Origin of the sequence: Geobacillus uzenensis (assembly GCF_002217665.1) — a bacterium.
Taxonomy (GTDB): Bacteria; Bacillota; Bacilli; order Bacillales; family Anoxybacillaceae; genus Geobacillus; species Geobacillus subterraneus.
On the sequence record NZ_NEWL01000010.1, the window covers coordinates 213,069 to 229,140 of the forward strand.

The following is a 16,072-nucleotide window of genomic DNA, read 5'->3' on the forward strand; positions in this document are numbered from 1 at the left end:
TTATTCACAACTTGTGCGTAACTATGGACGGGCGGCGAAAACCGGTTCAGCGCTTCCGGACAAAGCCGCTATCTTCAAGGCGAATCAAGACGATAGAGAAGGTGAAACGATTGAAAACGCGTGTTTGGACTGTGGATAATATTGTTGATAAACAGCAAATTTATCCACAAATACAAGAGGCGGCCGAATGGCTGCGGGCCGGGGAAGTGGTGGCGTTCCCGACGGAAACGGTGTACGGCTTAGGGGCGGATGCGGCCAATACGGCAGCGGTGGGCAAAATTTTTGCCGCCAAAGGGCGGCCGAGCGACAATCCGCTCATCGTTCACGTCGCGAACGTAGCGCAAGTGGAAGCGATCGCCGCAGCGATCCCGCCGATGGCGAAAACATTGATGGAGCGGTTTTGGCCGGGGCCGCTCACGTTAGTATTGCCAAAACGGGCCAAAGCGGTGTCTGAACGGGTGACGGCTGGGCTGCCGACGGTGGCGGTGCGCATGCCGGATCACCCGCTGGCGCTCGCCTTGATCGAGGCGAGCGGCTTGGCGCTTGCCGCTCCGAGCGCCAACCGGTCAGGAAAACCGAGCCCGACGACGGCCGCCCACGTGCTCGCCGATTTAAACGGGCGCATCGCCGGGGTGATTGATGGCGGGCCGACCGGCATCGGCGTCGAATCGACTGTGCTCGATTGCAGCGGGGAGGTGCCGACGATTTTGCGCCCGGGCGGGGTGACGAAGGAGGCGCTGAGCGAAGCGGTCGGCCGCGTTGAGGAGGCCGTCGGCATGGGAGATGAACAGACAGCGCCGAAAGCGCCGGGGATGAAATATACGCATTACGCGCCAAAAGCGCCGCTTTCGATCGTCTCCGGCCCGCCGTCGTTGTTGCAGCAGCTTGTCGATGAAAGCCGGGCGGGGGGAAAAACCGTCGGTGTGCTGACGACTGAAGAAAATAAAAGCCGTTATGCCGCTGATGTCGTGTTGGCGTGCGGGACGCGCCGCGAGCTCGAAACGGTCGCCCATCGCCTGTACGATACGCTGCGCCGATTTGATGAGACGGGCGTCGACCTCATTTACAGCGAGGCGTTTCCAGAAGAAGGGATCGGCGTTGCGATCATGAACCGGTTGAAGAAAGCAGCCGGCGGGCGCGTCATTCGCGAATAGCGGAAACGAAAGCGCCCGTTGGCTAAAGCGCAAAGAAGCTGACGCAAAAGGTCATCTGCTAGTGAAACGAATCCATTTGATGTGTATATAGAGCGGTGAAAAAGGGGGTCTCATTGTGTTGCGGCACCCTTTTTCTTTTCGCCGTTCTGCACATGAAGCCGTCTTTCCCCCTGTATGACCAGTTTGCTTCTAAACGATTCTGGACGTGCATATGTTAGCAGTAAGGCCAGTCCGGGAGGGAAGGGGAATGGGCGCGTTAATCGGCGAAATGATCGCGCTGTCGCTAATGGCGCTGGCGCTAGGGATGGACGCATTTTCGGTCGCTCTAGGAATGGGGCTGTTGCGTCTTCGGCTTCGGCAAATTTTTTATATTGGGCTCACGATCGGCTTGTTTCATATTTTTATGCCGCTTGTCGGCATGGCAGTCGGCCGCTTTTTGTCGCGCGAGTTCGGCAGCATCGCTACTTATGCGGGCGGGCTGTTGCTATTATGGCTGGGCGGGCAAATGATCGTTACATCGTTTCAGCGGGGAGACGGGTCACCGTTGTTTCCGCGCGGGGCGGGGCTGCTTTTTTTTGCGTTCAGCGTTAGCCTCGACAGCTTTTCGGTCGGGCTAAGTCTTGGCATTTTCGGGGCGCGGACGATGGTGACGATCCTTCTGTTCGGCCTATTCAGCACGGTATTGACTTGGATCGGGCTGTTGGTGGGCCGCCATTTTCAGCAATGGCTCGGTTCATACAGCGAAGCGCTCGGCGGCAGCATTTTGCTCGCGTTCGGGCTGAAGCTGCTCTTTTCGTGAAAAATCGGGGCAGGCGATGCCGGCTTTTTCATTTACGTGGGAAAAAGCGGACTGCCTGCTTTTTTTTGCTCTTTTTCCTATGGTATATTGGTGGTAGGCCATTGTTGTGAAGAGGTGGTTGTCATGTCGTACCGCATTTTGTTCGTCTGCACAGGCAATACGTGCCGCAGCCCGATGGCAGCGGCATTGCTTGAGAGCAAGCAGCTGCCCGGTGTCGAGGTGAAATCGGCTGGGGTGTTTGCTGCGGAAGGAAGCGAGGCGTCCGCCCATGCGAAAACGGTGCTGAAAGAAAAGGGGATTGACGCATCCCACCGTTCCTCGCCGTTAAAAAAAGAGCATATTGATTGGGCGACGCATGTGTTGGCGATGACGTCCGGCCATAAAGAGATGATCATTGGCCGTTTTCCGGAGGCGAAAGACAAAACGTTTACGTTAAAACAGTTCGCTTCAGGAACAGACGGTGACATCGCCGATCCGTTCGGCGGCCCGGTCGAGGCGTACCGGGCGGCGCGCGATGAGTTGGCGGCGCTCATTGACCGCTTGGCGGAAAAATTGCAAGAGAGACAATGATCTGACATGATCGGTGAGGGGGAAAACGATGGGGGGAACAGATCGTTCGTTTGGTTTGCGCCTGAAGCTTGTCGTCTTTACGACGGCGCTGGCGCTCATTACATATTCAACGAGCGCCTTGTTCTTGTATGTGTTGTACGATTGGTGGTTTGCATCGTTCAATAAAGGCGTGTTCACGATTATTGTGCTGCTGCTCGGCATTTTTTGGTCGGGGGTGCTCGCCTATGTCGCGGCCGGCTGGATTACGAGGCCGCTGCAACGCCTCGAAGAAGCCGCTGTGAAGGCAGCCGGCGGGCACATTGAAGCGGACGTCCCGCTCCCTCCGTCCAATGACGAAATCCGCTCGCTTGCTGTCGCTTTCAACCGCATGCTCGGCCATTTGCGCGCGGTCGTCGCCAACATTGAAGAAAACGCGGTGCGCACGAACGAAAAGACGGCAGAGATAAAAGAAGCGTCTGAGGCGGCGGCGGGTCGTGCGCACGACATCGCGGCGACGATTGACGACATCTCCAAAGGGGCAGCGGCCTCGGCTGAAGCGACGCAGGCGGCAGCCGCGGCGGTCGAAGATGTGCTTGCCATCGCCGAGCAAGTGAAAGGGACGGCCGAGCGCGCCGAACAATCCGCGCAGGCGATGGCAGAAACGCTCAAAGCGAGCTGCGATGCGATCCGTTCCCTTGTCGACGGCATCGGACAGCTCGCCGACGATCAAGAAAGGTCGCGGGCAGTCGTCAAACAGCTTGAAGGAAACGCCAAACAAATTGGCAATATTACGTTGCTTGTCACCGATATTGCCGAGCAAACGAACTTGCTGGCGCTCAACGCCTCGATTGAAGCCGCCCGCGCCGGCGAGCATGGCCGCGGCTTTGCCGTTGTGGCTGAAGAAGTGCGCAAACTAGCCGATGAAAGCGCTAAAGCGGTCAAGCAAATCGCTGAACTCGTCGGCAACATTCAAAACGAAGTCGCCCATGTTGTGGCACAAATGGACAAGCAAGTAGCCGCTTCCAACGCTGCGGCGGCCAAAGGGGAGCGCACGAACGCGGCCATTGCGGCCATGACGGCGTCGGCGGATGAATTGATCCGCGCCGTCCATGAGATCGCCGGGTTGGCGAAAAATCAGATGGTGCATATGGGGCGAGCCGCTGCACAGGCGCAAGAAGTGGCAGCGATTGCCGAACAGACATCCGCCGGTGCGCTCGAAGTCGCGGCGGCGACGCGGGCACAAACGGCAGCGATCGGCGACGTGCACAAGCTGGCCAACGAGCTCGTCGAACAGGCGGAACAGCTGCAGGCAGCGGTCGCCCGTTTTCGCGCCAGTTAACATGACAGGCGCACCGACAAACACGCTGTCGACTTCGCTGCCGGAAACAAAAAAACCGCGCTAGCATCATGTGATAGGGTATCGATGAAACGCCCGCTCCGAGAGACAAGGGGCAGAGCGAACAGAAAGGAGACGAACGAACATGAAAGTGGCCATTGCTTCCGACCATGGCGGAATTCGTATCCGTGAAGAAATTAAAGCCCTTCTTGATGAAATGGGCATCGAATATACCGATTTTGGCTGCGACTGTGAAACGTCGGTCGATTACCCGGATTACGCGCTCCCGGTCGCTGAAAAAGTGGCGCGCGGCGAGTTTGACCGCGGCATTTTAATTTGCGGGACCGGCATCGGCATGACGATCGCCGCCAATAAAGTGAAAGGGGTGCGCTGCGCCCTTTGTCATGATGTTTACAGCGCCAAACTGACACGCATGCATAACGACAGCAACATCCTCGCGATGGGGGAGCGCGTGATCGGCCCTGGCTTGGCGCGTGAGATCGCGAAAGCGTGGCTCGAGACAGAATTCGAAGGCGGCCGTCACGCGCGGCGGATCGACAAAATCGCCGATTATGAAAACGAACATTTGTAAAAAATAAAAGGCGCATCGTTTCGCAAAAATTGCCGATATATCGGCGCATCAATAAGGGGGGGATGGCCATGGACGCACCATTGACCGAATGGCGGCAACAATGGCAAGCCATCTTGCGCGCGTTTCGCGAACAGGCGCCGCTTGGCCGCGGCCACATTGTGGTGGTCGGCTGCAGCACGAGCGAAGTGTTTGGCGAGCGAATCGGCACGGCCGGGTCGATGGATGTCGCCGCCATGCTTTTTGCCGAGCTTGAGGCGTGGCGGCGTGAAACCGGCATTGAGCTGGCGTTTCAATGTTGCGAACATTTAAACCGGGCGCTTGTCGTTGAGCGGGAGACGGCGCGCGCTCACGGGCTGGAGGTCGTTTCCGTCGTTCCGGTGCCGCAGGCGGGGGGAGCGATGGCCGCTTACGCCTATCGAAATCTCGCGGATCCGGTCGTCGTCGAGGCGATTCGCGCCGACGCCGGGATCGATATCGGCCATACGCTCATCGGCATGCATTTGAAGCCGGTCGTCGTCCCCGTGCGCGTCCCGGTGAAGCAAGTCGGAGCGGCGCATGTGACGTTGGCGAAAACACGGCCGAAGCTGATCGGCGGCGCCCGCGCTGTCTATTCGTTGGAAAATCCGAATGATTCCTGCACTTTCTAGTCATTTTATTCACTTTTTCTTTGGATTTGTCCGGTGAAAGCTGATAAAATAAAAACGGATATTCACTGAATTTTGTGTAAGGGGGAGCTATTGATGAACTACTTGCCACAACAAGATCCGCAAGTGTTCGCGGCCATCGAACAAGAGCGGAAGCGGCAGCACGCGAAAATCGAGCTGATCGCTTCGGAAAACTTCGTCAGCCGCGCCGTCATGGAAGCGCAAGGATCGGTATTGACGAACAAATATGCGGAAGGCTATCCGGGCCGACGCTATTACGGCGGCTGCGAGTACGTCGACGTGGTCGAAGATTTGGCGCGTGAACGGGCGAAGCAGTTGTTCGGGGCAGAGCATGTGAACGTCCAGCCGCATTCCGGAGCGCAGGCGAACATGGCCGTCTATTTCACCGTCCTCAAGCCCGGCGACACCGTGCTCGGCATGAACTTGTCGCATGGCGGACATTTGACGCACGGCAGCCCGGTCAATTTCAGCGGCATCCAGTACAACTTTGTCGAATATGGCGTCGATCCGGAAACGCATGTCATCGACTATGACGATGTGCGCGAAAAAGCGCGCCTCCATCGGCCGAAGCTGATCGTCGCCGGCGCCAGCGCCTATCCGCGCGTCATCGATTTTGCCAAGTTTCGGGAAATCGCTGATGAAGTCGGTGCCTATTTAATGGTCGATATGGCCCATATTGCCGGTCTTGTTGCGGCAGGTCTTCATCCGAATCCGGTGCCGTACGCCCACTTTGTCACGACGACAACGCATAAAACATTGCGCGGCCCGCGCGGCGGGATGATTTTATGCCAAGAGCAGTTTGCGAAACAAATCGACAAATCGATTTTCCCTGGCATTCAAGGCGGCCCGCTCATGCATGTCATTGCTGCGAAGGCAGTCGCGTTGGGCGAGGCGCTGCAAGAGGACTTTAAAGTGTACGCCAAGCGCATCATCGACAACGCCCAGCGCTTAGCGAACGCCTTGCAAAAAGAAGGGTTCACCCTTGTCTCCGGCGGCACGGACAACCATTTGCTGCTTGTTGACTTGCGCCCGCAGCAGCTGACAGGGAAAACAGCGGAGAAAGTATTGGATGAAGTCGGCATTACCGTCAACAAAAACACGATTCCATATGATCCGGAAAGCCCGTTTGTCACGAGCGGCATCCGCATCGGGACGGCCGCGGTCACGACGCGCGGCTTCGGCTTGGAAGAAATGGATGAAATCGCCGCCATTATCGGTCTCGTGCTGAAAAACAAAGATAATGAACAGGCGCTTGAAGAAGCGCGCCAACGCGTCGCCGCTTTGACGGAAAAATTCCCGCTCTACCAAGACTAAGGAGACAACGGCAATGGAACGCTCCCGTCTGCGTTCACATGTAGACATGGGGGTCTTCTCGGCTCAGAATGGGCGAGGCACACTGCCAATGATCGGTTCGGCAGTGTGCCTTTTCCTTTGTTTCAACAGTTGAACGGGCGCCCGTTTTCCAGTAGAATGTATAGAAGTGTACTGCCATACATACGGAAGAGGAGATGACCCATGGGAAAAGTGTATGTATTTGACCATCCGCTCATCCAGCATAAACTGACGTACATTCGCGACAAGCATACAGGTACAAAAGAATTTCGCGAGCTCGTTGAAGAAGTGGCGACGCTGATGGCGTTTGAAATTACGCGCGACCTTCCGCTTGAGGAAGTGGAGATCGAAACTCCTGTCAGCCGGGCGAAAGCGAAAGTCATCGCCGGCAAAAAGCTAGGCGTCATCCCGATTTTGCGCGCCGGTATCGGCATGGTGGACGGCATTTTGAAGCTCATCCCGGCAGCGAAAGTCGGCCACGTCGGCCTATACCGCGATCCGGAAACGCTCAAGCCAGTGGAATATTACGTCAAGCTGCCAAGCGATGTCGAAGAGCGCGATTTCATCATCGTCGATCCGATGCTCGCGACCGGCGGCTCGGCAGTGGCGGCGATCGAAGCGTTGAAAAAGCGGGGGGCGAAAAGCATTAAGTTTATGTGCCTGATCGCGGCGCCGGAAGGGGTCAAGGCGGTGGAAACGGCGCACCCGGACGTCGACATTTACATCGCCGCCCTTGACGAGCGGCTGAACGACCACGGTTATATCGTCCCCGGCCTCGGCGATGCCGGCGACCGGCTGTTTGGAACAAAATGACAGTCAACTGAACAAGACGCCGCGCATACGGCGAACAAAAGGGTGCCCGCATGGCCGGGACACCCTTTTTCGGCATACATATGGAAACCTTCTTGCGTTATGATTACCTGCGACGCCGCCTGCTATGGCGGGAAGCTGAACGGCCAAGTCAGGCAGAAAGAGCAGCTAAAAATAAAATATACCATTATACATGATATTTGTGAAAAGAAAATGAGAAATTGTCACAAATTATTAATATTTGCCCTGTGTTAATGAGGTTTTGTGTGGAAATACATTGACATGAACCTATTGGTATTGTATGCTTTACAGGGGATATGTTGAGAGGGTTTTCACTGTCTAAAACTACTCTTGTTATCAACTTAGTGGGGTATATGGTCTATGAAAAAAAATGACCGCCACCCGTTTCGAGCGATCGGGTTGATGTCGGCAATTACATCACAACTTGTCGGCTGCACGTTAGTCGGTTTGTTCGGTGGAAGATGGGCCGACCGGCAATTAGACAGTGAGCCGATTTTTCTAATTATTGGCCTGTTGCTCGGTTTAGCGGCAGGAGTTTTTGCCACGCTGAAAACAGTCCGACGCTTTTTTGAGGAATAAGGAGCCATGCTCGATACGATCATCAAACGAATTCAAAACCAACTGTTCATCTTGATGGCTTGTTATGCATTAGGGGCGATATGGACAAAGTATGAAGGGTGGTTTTTTAGTCTGCTCGTCGGTACAGCGGCAGGATGGTACAGCATACGGCTGTTGGCTCGGCGTGTAAGAAAGGTCGGAGAAGCGGTCGCTGAAGGGCGTCGCCCTCCGTCGCTTGGGACAATGATCCGTTTTGCGTTGGCGATGGCGGTTGCCTTTCTTGTGTCCCGTTACCCCCAACATTTGTCGGTGGTGCCGGCGGTGATCGGCCTATCCACCCCGTATATTTTGTTGGTAGTAAATCATTTTTTACATAATGATCAATCAGCTGCATAGAAAGTGAGGTGAGCGATAATGGATCATAAAGCGCCACTTTATGAATTGTTTGGTCTTACATTTAATTTGGCCAACGTATTAATGGTGACTATCACTTGCGTCATTGTACTGGCTATTGCCATTGCGGCAACGCGTAATCTTTCGATGAGGCCGACAGGATTGCAAAATTTTATCGAGTGGGTTGTCGATTTTGTGAAAGGAATCATTAAAAGCAACATGGACTGGGCAACAGGGGGGCGTTTTCATTTACTCGGTTTAACGTTAATTATGTATGTTTTTGTCGCCAACATGTTAGGTCTTCCATTCTCCGTTGTCGTCCATGATGAATTATGGTGGAAATCACCGACAGCCGATCCGGCTATTACGTTGACGTTGGCTGTGATGGTTGTAGCCCTTTCCCACTACTACGGCATTAAACTGCGCGGCGCTTCCGAATACTTAAAAGGGTTTGCAAGCCCAATGTGGTTTATGTTTCCCCTCAAGATCATTGAAGAATTCGCCAATACATTGACACTTGGTCTCCGTCTTTACGGAAACATTTTTGCCGGCGAAATTTTGCTTGCATTGCTTGTCGGGGGGCTGGCCACCGGTGTCGGAGGAACGATTGCCGCGATCATTCCGACGATGGTATGGCAAGCGTTTAGTATTTTCGTCGGGGCCATTCAAGCATTCATATTCACCATGTTAACAATGGTATATATGGCGCATAAAGTTAGCCATGATCATTAATCTTCATCTTGATCCATGTTCTGTTTACTATTTTTAAAAAATAAATCAACTTTTTAGTTAATAAGGAGGATTCTTCAGATGGGTGTATTAGCTGCAGCAATTGCTATTGGTCTTGCCGCACTTGGTGCGGGTATCGGTAACGGTTTAATCGTTTCTCGTACAGTAGAAGGAATTGCACGCCAACCGGAAGCGCGCGGCATGCTGCAAACGACAATGTTTATCGGGGTTGCGCTTGTTGAGGCGATTCCGATCATCGCGGTCGTTATCGCGTTTATGGTACAAGGAAGATAACAAATGGGGAGCGCTTGTTAACGGAATGTTAACAAGCGCCTTCAGCAAAAAGAAAGGTCAAAGTCATGATGGCGAAGATCATTCGATAAGAACCTTCGCCATTGCTTTATGTATGCCTTGATATAGAGGGACGACCGATCAGCAATGTTCGGTCAAGACGCAACGGCCGAAAGGAGTGAACGAAAATATGTTGGCAGCATTACAAACAGCGGCGCTCGGCGCAGCGGCTGGGCATGGAGCGGTCAACACCGGGGACATCATTTTTCAGCTTGTCGCGTTTATTTTGTTGATGCTTTTGCTTCGCAAATTTGCCTGGGGACCGCTTATGAGCGTCATGAAACAACGCGAAGAGCATATTGCCAATGAAATTGACCAAGCGGAAAAACGCCGCCAAGAGGCGGAAAAACTGCTTGAAGAACAGCGTGAACTGATGAAGCAATCGCGCCAGGAAGCGCAAACGCTCATTGAAAATGCGCGCAAGCTCGCCGAAGAGCAAAAGGAACAAATCGTCGCCTCGGCCCGTGCGGAAGCGGAGCGGGTAAAAGAAGCGGCGAAACAAGAAATCGAGCGCGAAAAAGAACAGGCGATGGCCGCGCTTCGCGAACAAGTGGCGTCGTTGTCTGTCTTCATCGCTTCGAAAGTGATTGAAAGAGAATTGACCGAACAAGACCAGCGCAAGCTGATTGAAGCGTACATTAAAGACGTGCAAGAGGTAGGAGGAGCGCGATGAACCAAGAAGTGATCGCTAAACGGTATGCATCCGCTCTGTTTCAAATCGCGCTTGAACAGCAGCAGCTGGACAAGATCGAGGAAGACATTCGCGCCGTGCGCCAAGCGTTGGTGGAAAACGGCGAGTTTTTATCGCTTCTTTCCAATCCGAAACTTTCCTTAGACAAGAAAAAAGCGCTCGTTCGCGAAGCGTTTGCCGGCATTTCCGCTCCGGTGCAACATACGCTTTTGCTTCTTCTTGAGCGCCATCGCTTCGGCCTTGTGCCCGAACTGGCCGAGCAGTTTATCGTCCTCGCTAACGACGCGCGCGGCATCGCCGAGGCGATCGCCTATTCAGCACGGCCGTTGACGGATGAAGAACTGCAGGCGCTTTCTGACGTATTTGCCAAAAAGGTGGGCAAAGAGACGCTCCGCATTGAAAATATCGTCGACCCGGAACTCATTGGCGGTGTGAAGTTGCGCATCGGCAACCGCATTTATGACGGCAGCGTCAGCGGACAGCTGGAACGGATTCAGCGGCAGCTCATTAGTTAACATTTGGAGACAGGGGTGAAAGGCATGAGCATTAGAGCGGAAGAAATTAGCGCGCTCATTAAGCAGCAGATTGAAAACTACGAATCGCAAATCCAAGTGAGCGACGTCGGCACCGTCATCCAAATCGGCGACGGGATCGCCCGCGTTCACGGGCTTGATAACGTCATGTCCGGCGAGCTCGTTGAATTCGCCAACGGCGTCATGGGCATGGCGCTCAACTTGGAAGAAAACAACGTCGGTATTGTTATTTTAGGTCCGTACACCGGCATTAAAGAAGGAGACGAAGTGCGCCGTACCGGACGGATTATGGAAGTGCCAGTCGGGGAGGCGCTCATCGGTCGCGTCGTCAACCCGCTCGGCCAGCCAGTCGACGGCCTAGGTCCGGTGGAAACGACGGAAACGCGTCCAATCGAAAGCCCGGCGCCGGGCGTTATGGATCGGAAATCGGTACATGAGCCGCTGCAAACCGGGATTAAAGCGATCGACGCGCTCGTGCCGATCGGCCGCGGACAGCGCGAGCTCATCATCGGCGACCGGCAAACCGGGAAAACGTCCGTTGCGATTGACACGATCATCAACCAAAAAGGCCAAAATATGATTTGTATTTACGTCGCCATCGGGCAAAAAGAATCGACGGTTCGTACGGTTGTCGAAACGCTCCGCAAACACGGCGCGCTTGACTATACGATCGTCGTCACCGCTTCGGCGTCGCAGCCGGCTCCGCTCTTGTTCTTGGCGCCGTATGCGGGCGTATCGATGGGCGAGTATTTCATGTACAAAGGCCAACACGTCTTAGTCGTTTACGACGACTTGTCGAAGCAAGCCGCTGCGTACCGCGAGCTGTCGCTGTTGCTTCGCCGTCCGCCAGGCCGTGAAGCGTACCCGGGGGATGTCTTCTACCTGCACTCCCGCCTGCTTGAGCGCGCAGCGAAATTGAGCGATGCCAAAGGCGCCGGCTCCTTGACCGCGCTTCCGTTCGTCGAAACGCAAGCGGGCGACATCTCCGCCTACATCCCGACGAACGTCATCTCGATTACGGACGGACAAATTTTCTTGCAATCGGACTTGTTCTTCTCCGGCGTCCGCCCGGCGATCAACGCAGGGCTGTCCGTTTCGCGCGTCGGTGGTGCCGCGCAAATTAAAGCGATGAAAAAAGTATCGGGGACGCTCCGTCTCGACTTGGCGGCATACCGTGAATTAGAAGCGTTCGCCCAATTCGGTTCCGACCTCGATAAAGCGACGCAAGCGAAGCTTGCCCGCGGGGCGCGCACGGTTGAAGTGCTGAAACAAGACTTGCACCAACCGATTCCGGTCGAAAAGCAAGTCGCCATCATTTACGCTTTGACGCGCGGCTTTTTGGATGACATTCCGGTCGAAGACGTGCGCCGTTTTGAAAAAGAATTTTTCTTGTGGCTTGACCAAAACGGACAGCACTTGCTTGAACACATCCGTACGACGAAAGACCTTCCGAACGAGGAAGATTTCAATAAAGCGATCGAAGCGTTCAAGAAAACGTTTGTCGTTTCCCAATAAGGCTGACGGGGGCGTTCGGCCCCCGCGCCTGTTAGATCTCGTGCAGCAAAAAGGTGGTGAAACCTTTGGCATCGTTACGCGACATTAAAACGCGCATCAACTCGACGAGAAAAACGAGCCAAATTACGAAAGCGATGGAAATGGTCTCGACGTCGAAATTAAACCGCGCGGAGCAAAACGCGAAGTCGTTCATTCCATACATGGAAAAACTGCAGGAAGTCGTGGCCAACGTCGCACTTGGCGCCGGCGGCGCTTCCCACCCGATGCTCGTTTCGCGCCCGGTGAAAAAGACGGGGTATTTGGTCATTACGTCGGACCGCGGCTTGGCCGGAGCATACAACAGCAACGTGTTGCGCACCGTCTACCAGACGATTCAAGCGCGCCACTCCTCCCCGGATGAGTATGCGATCATCGTCATCGGCCGCGTCGGGTTAAACTTTTTCCGCAAACGGAACATGCCGGTCATTCTTGACATTACCCGCTTGCCGGATCAGCCGTCGTTCGCCGATATTAAAGAAATTGCCAACAAAACGGTCGGATTGTTCGCCGACGGCACGTTTGATGAACTGTATATGTACTATAACCATTATGTGAGCGCGATCCAGCAAGATGTGACGGAACGGAAGCTGCTTCCGCTCACCGATTTGGCTGATAACGAGAAGCGCACGATATACGAATTTGAACCGTCGCAAGAAGAAATTTTGGACGTCTTATTGCCGCAATATGCGGAGAGCCTCATTTACGGCGCGTTGCTCGATGCGAAAGCGAGCGAACACGCCGCCCGGATGACAGCGATGAAGAACGCGACCGACAACGCGCACGAACTCATTCGCACGTTGACGCTTTCCTACAACCGCGCTCGCCAAGCTTCGATCACGCAAGAAATTACAGAAATTGTCGCCGGGGCAAACGCCTTGCAATAGCGGACTAGCAAGTTAGGAGGGAAAACGATGACAAGAGGACGCGTTATTCAAGTCATGGGTCCGGTTGTAGACGTCAAGTTCGAAAACGGTCACTTGCCGGCCATCTACAACGCCCTGAAAATTCAACATCAAGCGCGCAACGAAAACGAAGTCGACATCGACTTGACATTGGAAGTCGCCTTGCACCTTGGCGATGATACGGTACGGACGATCGCGATGGCGTCCACCGACGGGTTGATCCGCGGCATGGAAGTGGTGGACACCGGTGCGCCGATCTCGGTTCCGGTTGGCGATGTCACGCTCGGCCGCGTCTTTAACGTCTTAGGCGAGCCGATCGATTTGCAAGATGACATTCCGGCTGAAGCCCGCCGCGACCCGATTCACCGTCCGGCGCCAAAATTCGAGGAATTGGCGACGGAAGTCGAAATTTTGGAAACAGGGATTAAAGTCGTCGACTTGCTTGCCCCGTATATTAAAGGCGGTAAGATCGGCTTGTTCGGCGGTGCCGGCGTAGGAAAAACGGTCTTGATCCAAGAGCTGATCCACAACATCGCCCAAGAGCACGGCGGGATTTCCGTCTTCGCCGGCGTCGGGGAACGGACGCGCGAAGGGAACGACTTGTACCATGAAATGAAAGATTCCGGCGTTATCAGCAAAACGGCCATGGTGTTCGGGCAAATGAACGAGCCGCCGGGCGCGCGGATGCGCGTCGCGTTGACCGGCTTGACGATGGCCGAATATTTCCGCGATGAGCAAGGGCAAGACGTGCTGCTCTTTATCGATAACATTTTCCGCTTCACGCAGGCCGGTTCGGAAGTGTCGGCGTTGTTAGGCCGTATGCCGTCAGCTGTTGGTTATCAGCCGACATTGGCGACGGAGATGGGTCAATTGCAGGAGCGGATTACGTCGACGGCCAAAGGCTCGATCACCTCGATCCAGGCGATTTACGTCCCGGCCGACGACTATACGGACCCGGCTCCGGCAACGACGTTCTCGCACTTGGATGCGACGACCAACCTTGAGCGGAAGCTCGCCGAGATGGGGATTTATCCGGCCGTTGACCCGCTTGCGTCGACATCGCGGGCATTGGCGCCGGAAATTGTCGGCGAAGAGCATTACCAAGTGGCTCGCCGCGTGCAACAAACGCTGCAGCGCTATAAAGAATTGCAAGACATTATCGCCATCTTAGGGATGGACGAACTGTCGGACGAAGACAAGCTCGTCGTCCACCGCGCCCGCCGCATTCAGTTTTTCTTGTCGCAAAACTTCCACGTGGCGGAACAGTTCACGGGCCAACCGGGTTCGTACGTGCCGGTTAAGGAAACGGTGCGCGGCTTTAAAGAAATTTTGGAGGGCAAATACGACCACCTTCCGGAAGATGCGTTCCGCTTAGTCGGCCGCATTGAAGAAGTTGTCGAAAAAGCGAAAGCTATGGGTGTCGCAGTGTGACCCGGGATAGGGGGATTGGACAATGAAAACGATCCATGTGAGCGTGGTCACTCCTGATGGCCCGGTGTACGAAGGCGATGTGGAGATGGTAAGCGTGAAGGCGAAAAGCGGCGAGCTCGGTATTTTGCCGGGGCACATTCCGCTTGTCGCTCCGCTTGAGATTAGCGCAGCCCGTCTGAAAAAGGACGGCAAGACGGACTATGTTGCGGTCAGCGGCGGCTTTTTAGAAGTCCGCCCGGACAAAGTGACGATTTTGGCCCAAGCGGCTGAGCGGGCGGAAGACATCGATGTCCTCCGCGCCAAAGCGGCGAAAGAACGGGCGGAACGCCGCCTGCAAAGCCAGCAGGATGATATTGACTTCAAGCGGGCCGAACTGGCGTTAAAACGCGCCTTGAATCGCTTGAACGTTGCTGAAACGAGATAAGCAGAGAAGCAAACGCTTCTCTGCTTTTTTTATTATCCTAAACCGGGCAGATCCCCGCTTCTACGCGTGAGCGTAGGCGGCGTAAGCGTTCGGTGAAAACTCGACTCGAACCATCCCATTGGGCATCAAGGGGGCTGTCGGGGGCCTGATTCGCCTTGGACCAAATGGGGAGAAGAGCATGCTGTCTGCGCTTGGCGCGTCAATCGAACAAGGTGTGGCTGCGTTTCACGATTTCCTACAGTGTTGGCAGTGATAACCCGAAGTGTTGCTGACACGGCTGGATATAAATGTTATAATGAAATCGAAGGAATTGTTTAAAAATTTCACCATTAACATCATACGTATGTAGTAAACCAGGAAGGGGGCGAGCTTGTTGAGCAACATTTACGCCAACAGTTATTTGATTGTCTTTGTCTTTCTTTGCCTCGGCGTGCTGCTGCCGATCGGGGCGCTTACGGCCGGACGATGGCTGCGCCCGAACGTACCGAACGAGATGAAGGCGACGACTTATGAAAGCGGTAACATTCCGTTTCATGACTCGCGCATCCAGTTCCAAGTCCGCTATTACTTATTTGCTTTGTTATTTGTCATTTTTGACGTCGAGACGGTGTTTTTATATCCGTGGGCGGTCGTCTACGATCAACTCGGCCTGTTTGCTTTAGTGGAAATGATCATTTTCATCGTTTTGCTTGCCATTGGCCTCATTTATGCCTGGAAAAAGAAGGTGTTACGATGGATGTAAAATGGGATGGTTTAACTTTCGCCGAGATGGAAGAAGTAAAGCGAAACGTGTTTTTTACGACGCTGGAACAGTTAAAAGGATGGGCGCGAAGCAACTCGCTCTGGCCGCTGACGTTCGGCCTTGCCTGTTGCGCGATTGAGATGATGGCCGTCGGCGGCGCCCATTATGACCTTGACCGGTTCGGCTCATTTTTCCGCGCCTCGCCGCGGCAATCAGACGTCATGATCGTCTCCGGAACAGTGACGAAAAAAATGGCGCCGCTTTTGCGCCGGCTGTATGATCAAATGCCGGAGCCAAAATGGGTGATCGCCATGGGGTCGTGCGCGACGGCGGGCGGACCGTACGTCAAATCGTACAGCGTCGTGAAAGGGGTTGACCAAATTGTCCCGGTCGACGTGTACATACCCGGCTGTCCGCCGAACCCTGCGGCGCTGATTTACGGCATCCATAAATTAAAAGAAAAAATCCGCTTGGAAGCCAAAACAGGGAAGAAGGTGTTGTAACCG

At 54.5% G+C, this 16,072-nt stretch carries 20 protein-coding genes; all 20 read left to right on the forward strand.

The window, feature by feature from the left end; all coding sequences use genetic code 11:
• Positions 1-110 precede the first annotated feature (110 nt).
• The 20 genes from B9L21_RS16515 (at position 111) to B9L21_RS16610 (ending at position 16,069) form a co-directional block, all read left to right on the forward strand.
• Positions 111-1,154: an L-threonylcarbamoyladenylate synthase gene (locus B9L21_RS16515; RefSeq protein ID WP_063167185.1), complete on the forward strand. Its 1,044-nt coding sequence runs from the start codon at positions 111-113 to the stop codon at positions 1,152-1,154.
• 247 nt (positions 1,155-1,401) lie between these two features.
• On the forward strand, positions 1,402-1,953 hold the full coding sequence (locus tag B9L21_RS16520; protein ID WP_020961518.1) for a manganese efflux pump MntP family protein: 552 nt from the start codon (positions 1,402-1,404) through the stop codon (positions 1,951-1,953).
• A 123-nt stretch (positions 1,954-2,076) separates the two neighbouring features.
• Positions 2,077-2,523, forward strand: a complete 447-nt coding sequence (locus B9L21_RS16525) for a low molecular weight protein arginine phosphatase (RefSeq protein ID WP_063167186.1) — start codon at positions 2,077-2,079, stop codon at positions 2,521-2,523.
• A gap of 28 nt (positions 2,524-2,551) precedes the next feature.
• Entirely contained in the window at positions 2,552-3,841 is a 1,290-nt protein-coding gene (locus tag B9L21_RS16530; protein WP_063167187.1) for a methyl-accepting chemotaxis protein, read from the forward strand.
• 142 nt (positions 3,842-3,983) lie between these two features.
• The gene (gene rpiB, locus B9L21_RS16535) at positions 3,984-4,430 is read left to right on the forward strand and encodes a ribose 5-phosphate isomerase B (protein WP_020961515.1); all 447 of its coding nucleotides are present in this window, start codon (positions 3,984-3,986) and stop codon (positions 4,428-4,430) included.
• A gap of 68 nt (positions 4,431-4,498) precedes the next feature.
• A complete protein-coding gene (locus B9L21_RS16540; protein WP_063167188.1) occupies positions 4,499-5,077 on the forward strand; it encodes a TIGR01440 family protein in 579 nt (192 codons plus the stop codon).
• Between the two features lie 93 nt (positions 5,078-5,170).
• Positions 5,171-6,409, forward strand: a complete 1,239-nt coding sequence (gene glyA, locus B9L21_RS16545) for a serine hydroxymethyltransferase (RefSeq protein ID WP_063167189.1) — start codon at positions 5,171-5,173, stop codon at positions 6,407-6,409.
• A 201-nt stretch (positions 6,410-6,610) separates the two neighbouring features.
• Complete coding sequence (gene upp / locus B9L21_RS16550; RefSeq protein WP_020961512.1) at positions 6,611-7,240, forward strand: uracil phosphoribosyltransferase; 630 nt, start codon at positions 6,611-6,613, stop codon at positions 7,238-7,240.
• Between the two features lie 378 nt (positions 7,241-7,618).
• Complete coding sequence (locus tag B9L21_RS16555; protein ID WP_063167190.1) at positions 7,619-7,837, forward strand: AtpZ/AtpI family protein; 219 nt, start codon at positions 7,619-7,621, stop codon at positions 7,835-7,837.
• A gap of 6 nt (positions 7,838-7,843) precedes the next feature.
• A complete protein-coding gene (locus tag B9L21_RS16560) occupies positions 7,844-8,212 on the forward strand; it encodes an ATP synthase subunit I (protein ID WP_063167191.1) in 369 nt (122 codons plus the stop codon).
• Positions 8,213-8,230: 18 nt separating this feature from the next.
• A complete protein-coding gene (atpB, locus tag B9L21_RS16565) occupies positions 8,231-8,941 on the forward strand; it encodes a F0F1 ATP synthase subunit A (RefSeq protein ID WP_063167192.1) in 711 nt (236 codons plus the stop codon).
• Positions 8,942-9,019: 78 nt separating this feature from the next.
• Complete coding sequence (atpE, locus tag B9L21_RS16570) at positions 9,020-9,232, forward strand: F0F1 ATP synthase subunit C (protein WP_003253662.1); 213 nt, start codon at positions 9,020-9,022, stop codon at positions 9,230-9,232.
• A 187-nt stretch (positions 9,233-9,419) separates the two neighbouring features.
• Positions 9,420-9,962: a F0F1 ATP synthase subunit B gene (atpF, locus tag B9L21_RS16575; protein WP_063167193.1), complete on the forward strand. Its 543-nt coding sequence runs from the start codon at positions 9,420-9,422 to the stop codon at positions 9,960-9,962.
• The gene (locus tag B9L21_RS16580; protein ID WP_063167194.1) at positions 9,959-10,495 is read left to right on the forward strand and encodes a F0F1 ATP synthase subunit delta; all 537 of its coding nucleotides are present in this window, start codon (positions 9,959-9,961) and stop codon (positions 10,493-10,495) included. The genes atpF and B9L21_RS16580 overlap by 4 nt, the downstream gene beginning before the upstream one ends.
• Positions 10,496-10,519: 24 nt before the next feature.
• Positions 10,520-12,028, forward strand: a complete 1,509-nt coding sequence (atpA, locus tag B9L21_RS16585) for a F0F1 ATP synthase subunit alpha (protein ID WP_063167195.1) — start codon at positions 10,520-10,522, stop codon at positions 12,026-12,028.
• A gap of 65 nt (positions 12,029-12,093) precedes the next feature.
• Positions 12,094-12,951, forward strand: coding sequence for an ATP synthase F1 subunit gamma (gene atpG / locus B9L21_RS16590; RefSeq protein WP_063167196.1), 858 nt, complete (start codon positions 12,094-12,096; stop codon positions 12,949-12,951).
• Between the two features lie 27 nt (positions 12,952-12,978).
• Entirely contained in the window at positions 12,979-14,400 is a 1,422-nt protein-coding gene (gene atpD, locus B9L21_RS16595) for a F0F1 ATP synthase subunit beta (protein WP_063167197.1), read from the forward strand.
• A gap of 22 nt (positions 14,401-14,422) precedes the next feature.
• Positions 14,423-14,824, forward strand: coding sequence for a F0F1 ATP synthase subunit epsilon (locus tag B9L21_RS16600; RefSeq protein WP_063167198.1), 402 nt, complete (start codon positions 14,423-14,425; stop codon positions 14,822-14,824).
• Positions 14,825-15,197: 373 nt separating this feature from the next.
• A complete protein-coding gene (locus B9L21_RS16605; RefSeq protein ID WP_063167199.1) occupies positions 15,198-15,566 on the forward strand; it encodes an NADH-quinone oxidoreductase subunit A in 369 nt (122 codons plus the stop codon).
• Positions 15,557-16,069: a NuoB/complex I 20 kDa subunit family protein gene (locus B9L21_RS16610; protein ID WP_063167200.1), complete on the forward strand. Its 513-nt coding sequence runs from the start codon at positions 15,557-15,559 to the stop codon at positions 16,067-16,069. The genes B9L21_RS16605 and B9L21_RS16610 overlap by 10 nt, the downstream gene beginning before the upstream one ends.
• The last annotated feature ends 3 nt before the right edge of the window (positions 16,070-16,072 follow it).

Bases quoted from the DNA above. Each gene is read 5' to 3' on its own strand.
- B9L21_RS16520 (WP_020961518.1), top strand. From the start codon at position 1,402: ATGGGCGCGTTAATCGGCGAAATGATCGCGCTGTCGCTAATGGCGCTG.
- B9L21_RS16525 (WP_063167186.1), top strand. From the start codon at position 2,077: ATGTCGTACCGCATTTTGTTCGTCTGCACAGGCAATACGTGCCGCAGC.
- B9L21_RS16530 (WP_063167187.1), top strand. From the start codon at position 2,552: ATGGGGGGAACAGATCGTTCGTTTGGTTTGCGCCTGAAGCTTGTCGTC.
- rpiB (WP_020961515.1), top strand. From the start codon at position 3,984: ATGAAAGTGGCCATTGCTTCCGACCATGGCGGAATTCGTATCCGTGAA.
- B9L21_RS16540 (WP_063167188.1), top strand. From the start codon at position 4,499: ATGGACGCACCATTGACCGAATGGCGGCAACAATGGCAAGCCATCTTG.
- glyA (WP_063167189.1), top strand. From the start codon at position 5,171: ATGAACTACTTGCCACAACAAGATCCGCAAGTGTTCGCGGCCATCGAA.
- upp (WP_020961512.1), top strand. From the start codon at position 6,611: ATGGGAAAAGTGTATGTATTTGACCATCCGCTCATCCAGCATAAACTG.
- B9L21_RS16555 (WP_063167190.1), top strand. From the start codon at position 7,619: ATGAAAAAAAATGACCGCCACCCGTTTCGAGCGATCGGGTTGATGTCG.
- B9L21_RS16560 (WP_063167191.1), top strand. From the start codon at position 7,844: ATGCTCGATACGATCATCAAACGAATTCAAAACCAACTGTTCATCTTG.
- atpB (WP_063167192.1), top strand. From the start codon at position 8,231: ATGGATCATAAAGCGCCACTTTATGAATTGTTTGGTCTTACATTTAAT.
- atpE (WP_003253662.1), top strand. From the start codon at position 9,020: ATGGGTGTATTAGCTGCAGCAATTGCTATTGGTCTTGCCGCACTTGGT.
- atpF (WP_063167193.1), top strand. From the start codon at position 9,420: ATGTTGGCAGCATTACAAACAGCGGCGCTCGGCGCAGCGGCTGGGCAT.
- B9L21_RS16580 (WP_063167194.1), top strand. From the start codon at position 9,959: ATGAACCAAGAAGTGATCGCTAAACGGTATGCATCCGCTCTGTTTCAA.
- atpA (WP_063167195.1), top strand. From the start codon at position 10,520: ATGAGCATTAGAGCGGAAGAAATTAGCGCGCTCATTAAGCAGCAGATT.
- atpD (WP_063167197.1), top strand. From the start codon at position 12,979: ATGACAAGAGGACGCGTTATTCAAGTCATGGGTCCGGTTGTAGACGTC.
- B9L21_RS16600 (WP_063167198.1), top strand. From the start codon at position 14,423: ATGAAAACGATCCATGTGAGCGTGGTCACTCCTGATGGCCCGGTGTAC.
- B9L21_RS16610 (WP_063167200.1), top strand. From the start codon at position 15,557: ATGGATGTAAAATGGGATGGTTTAACTTTCGCCGAGATGGAAGAAGTA.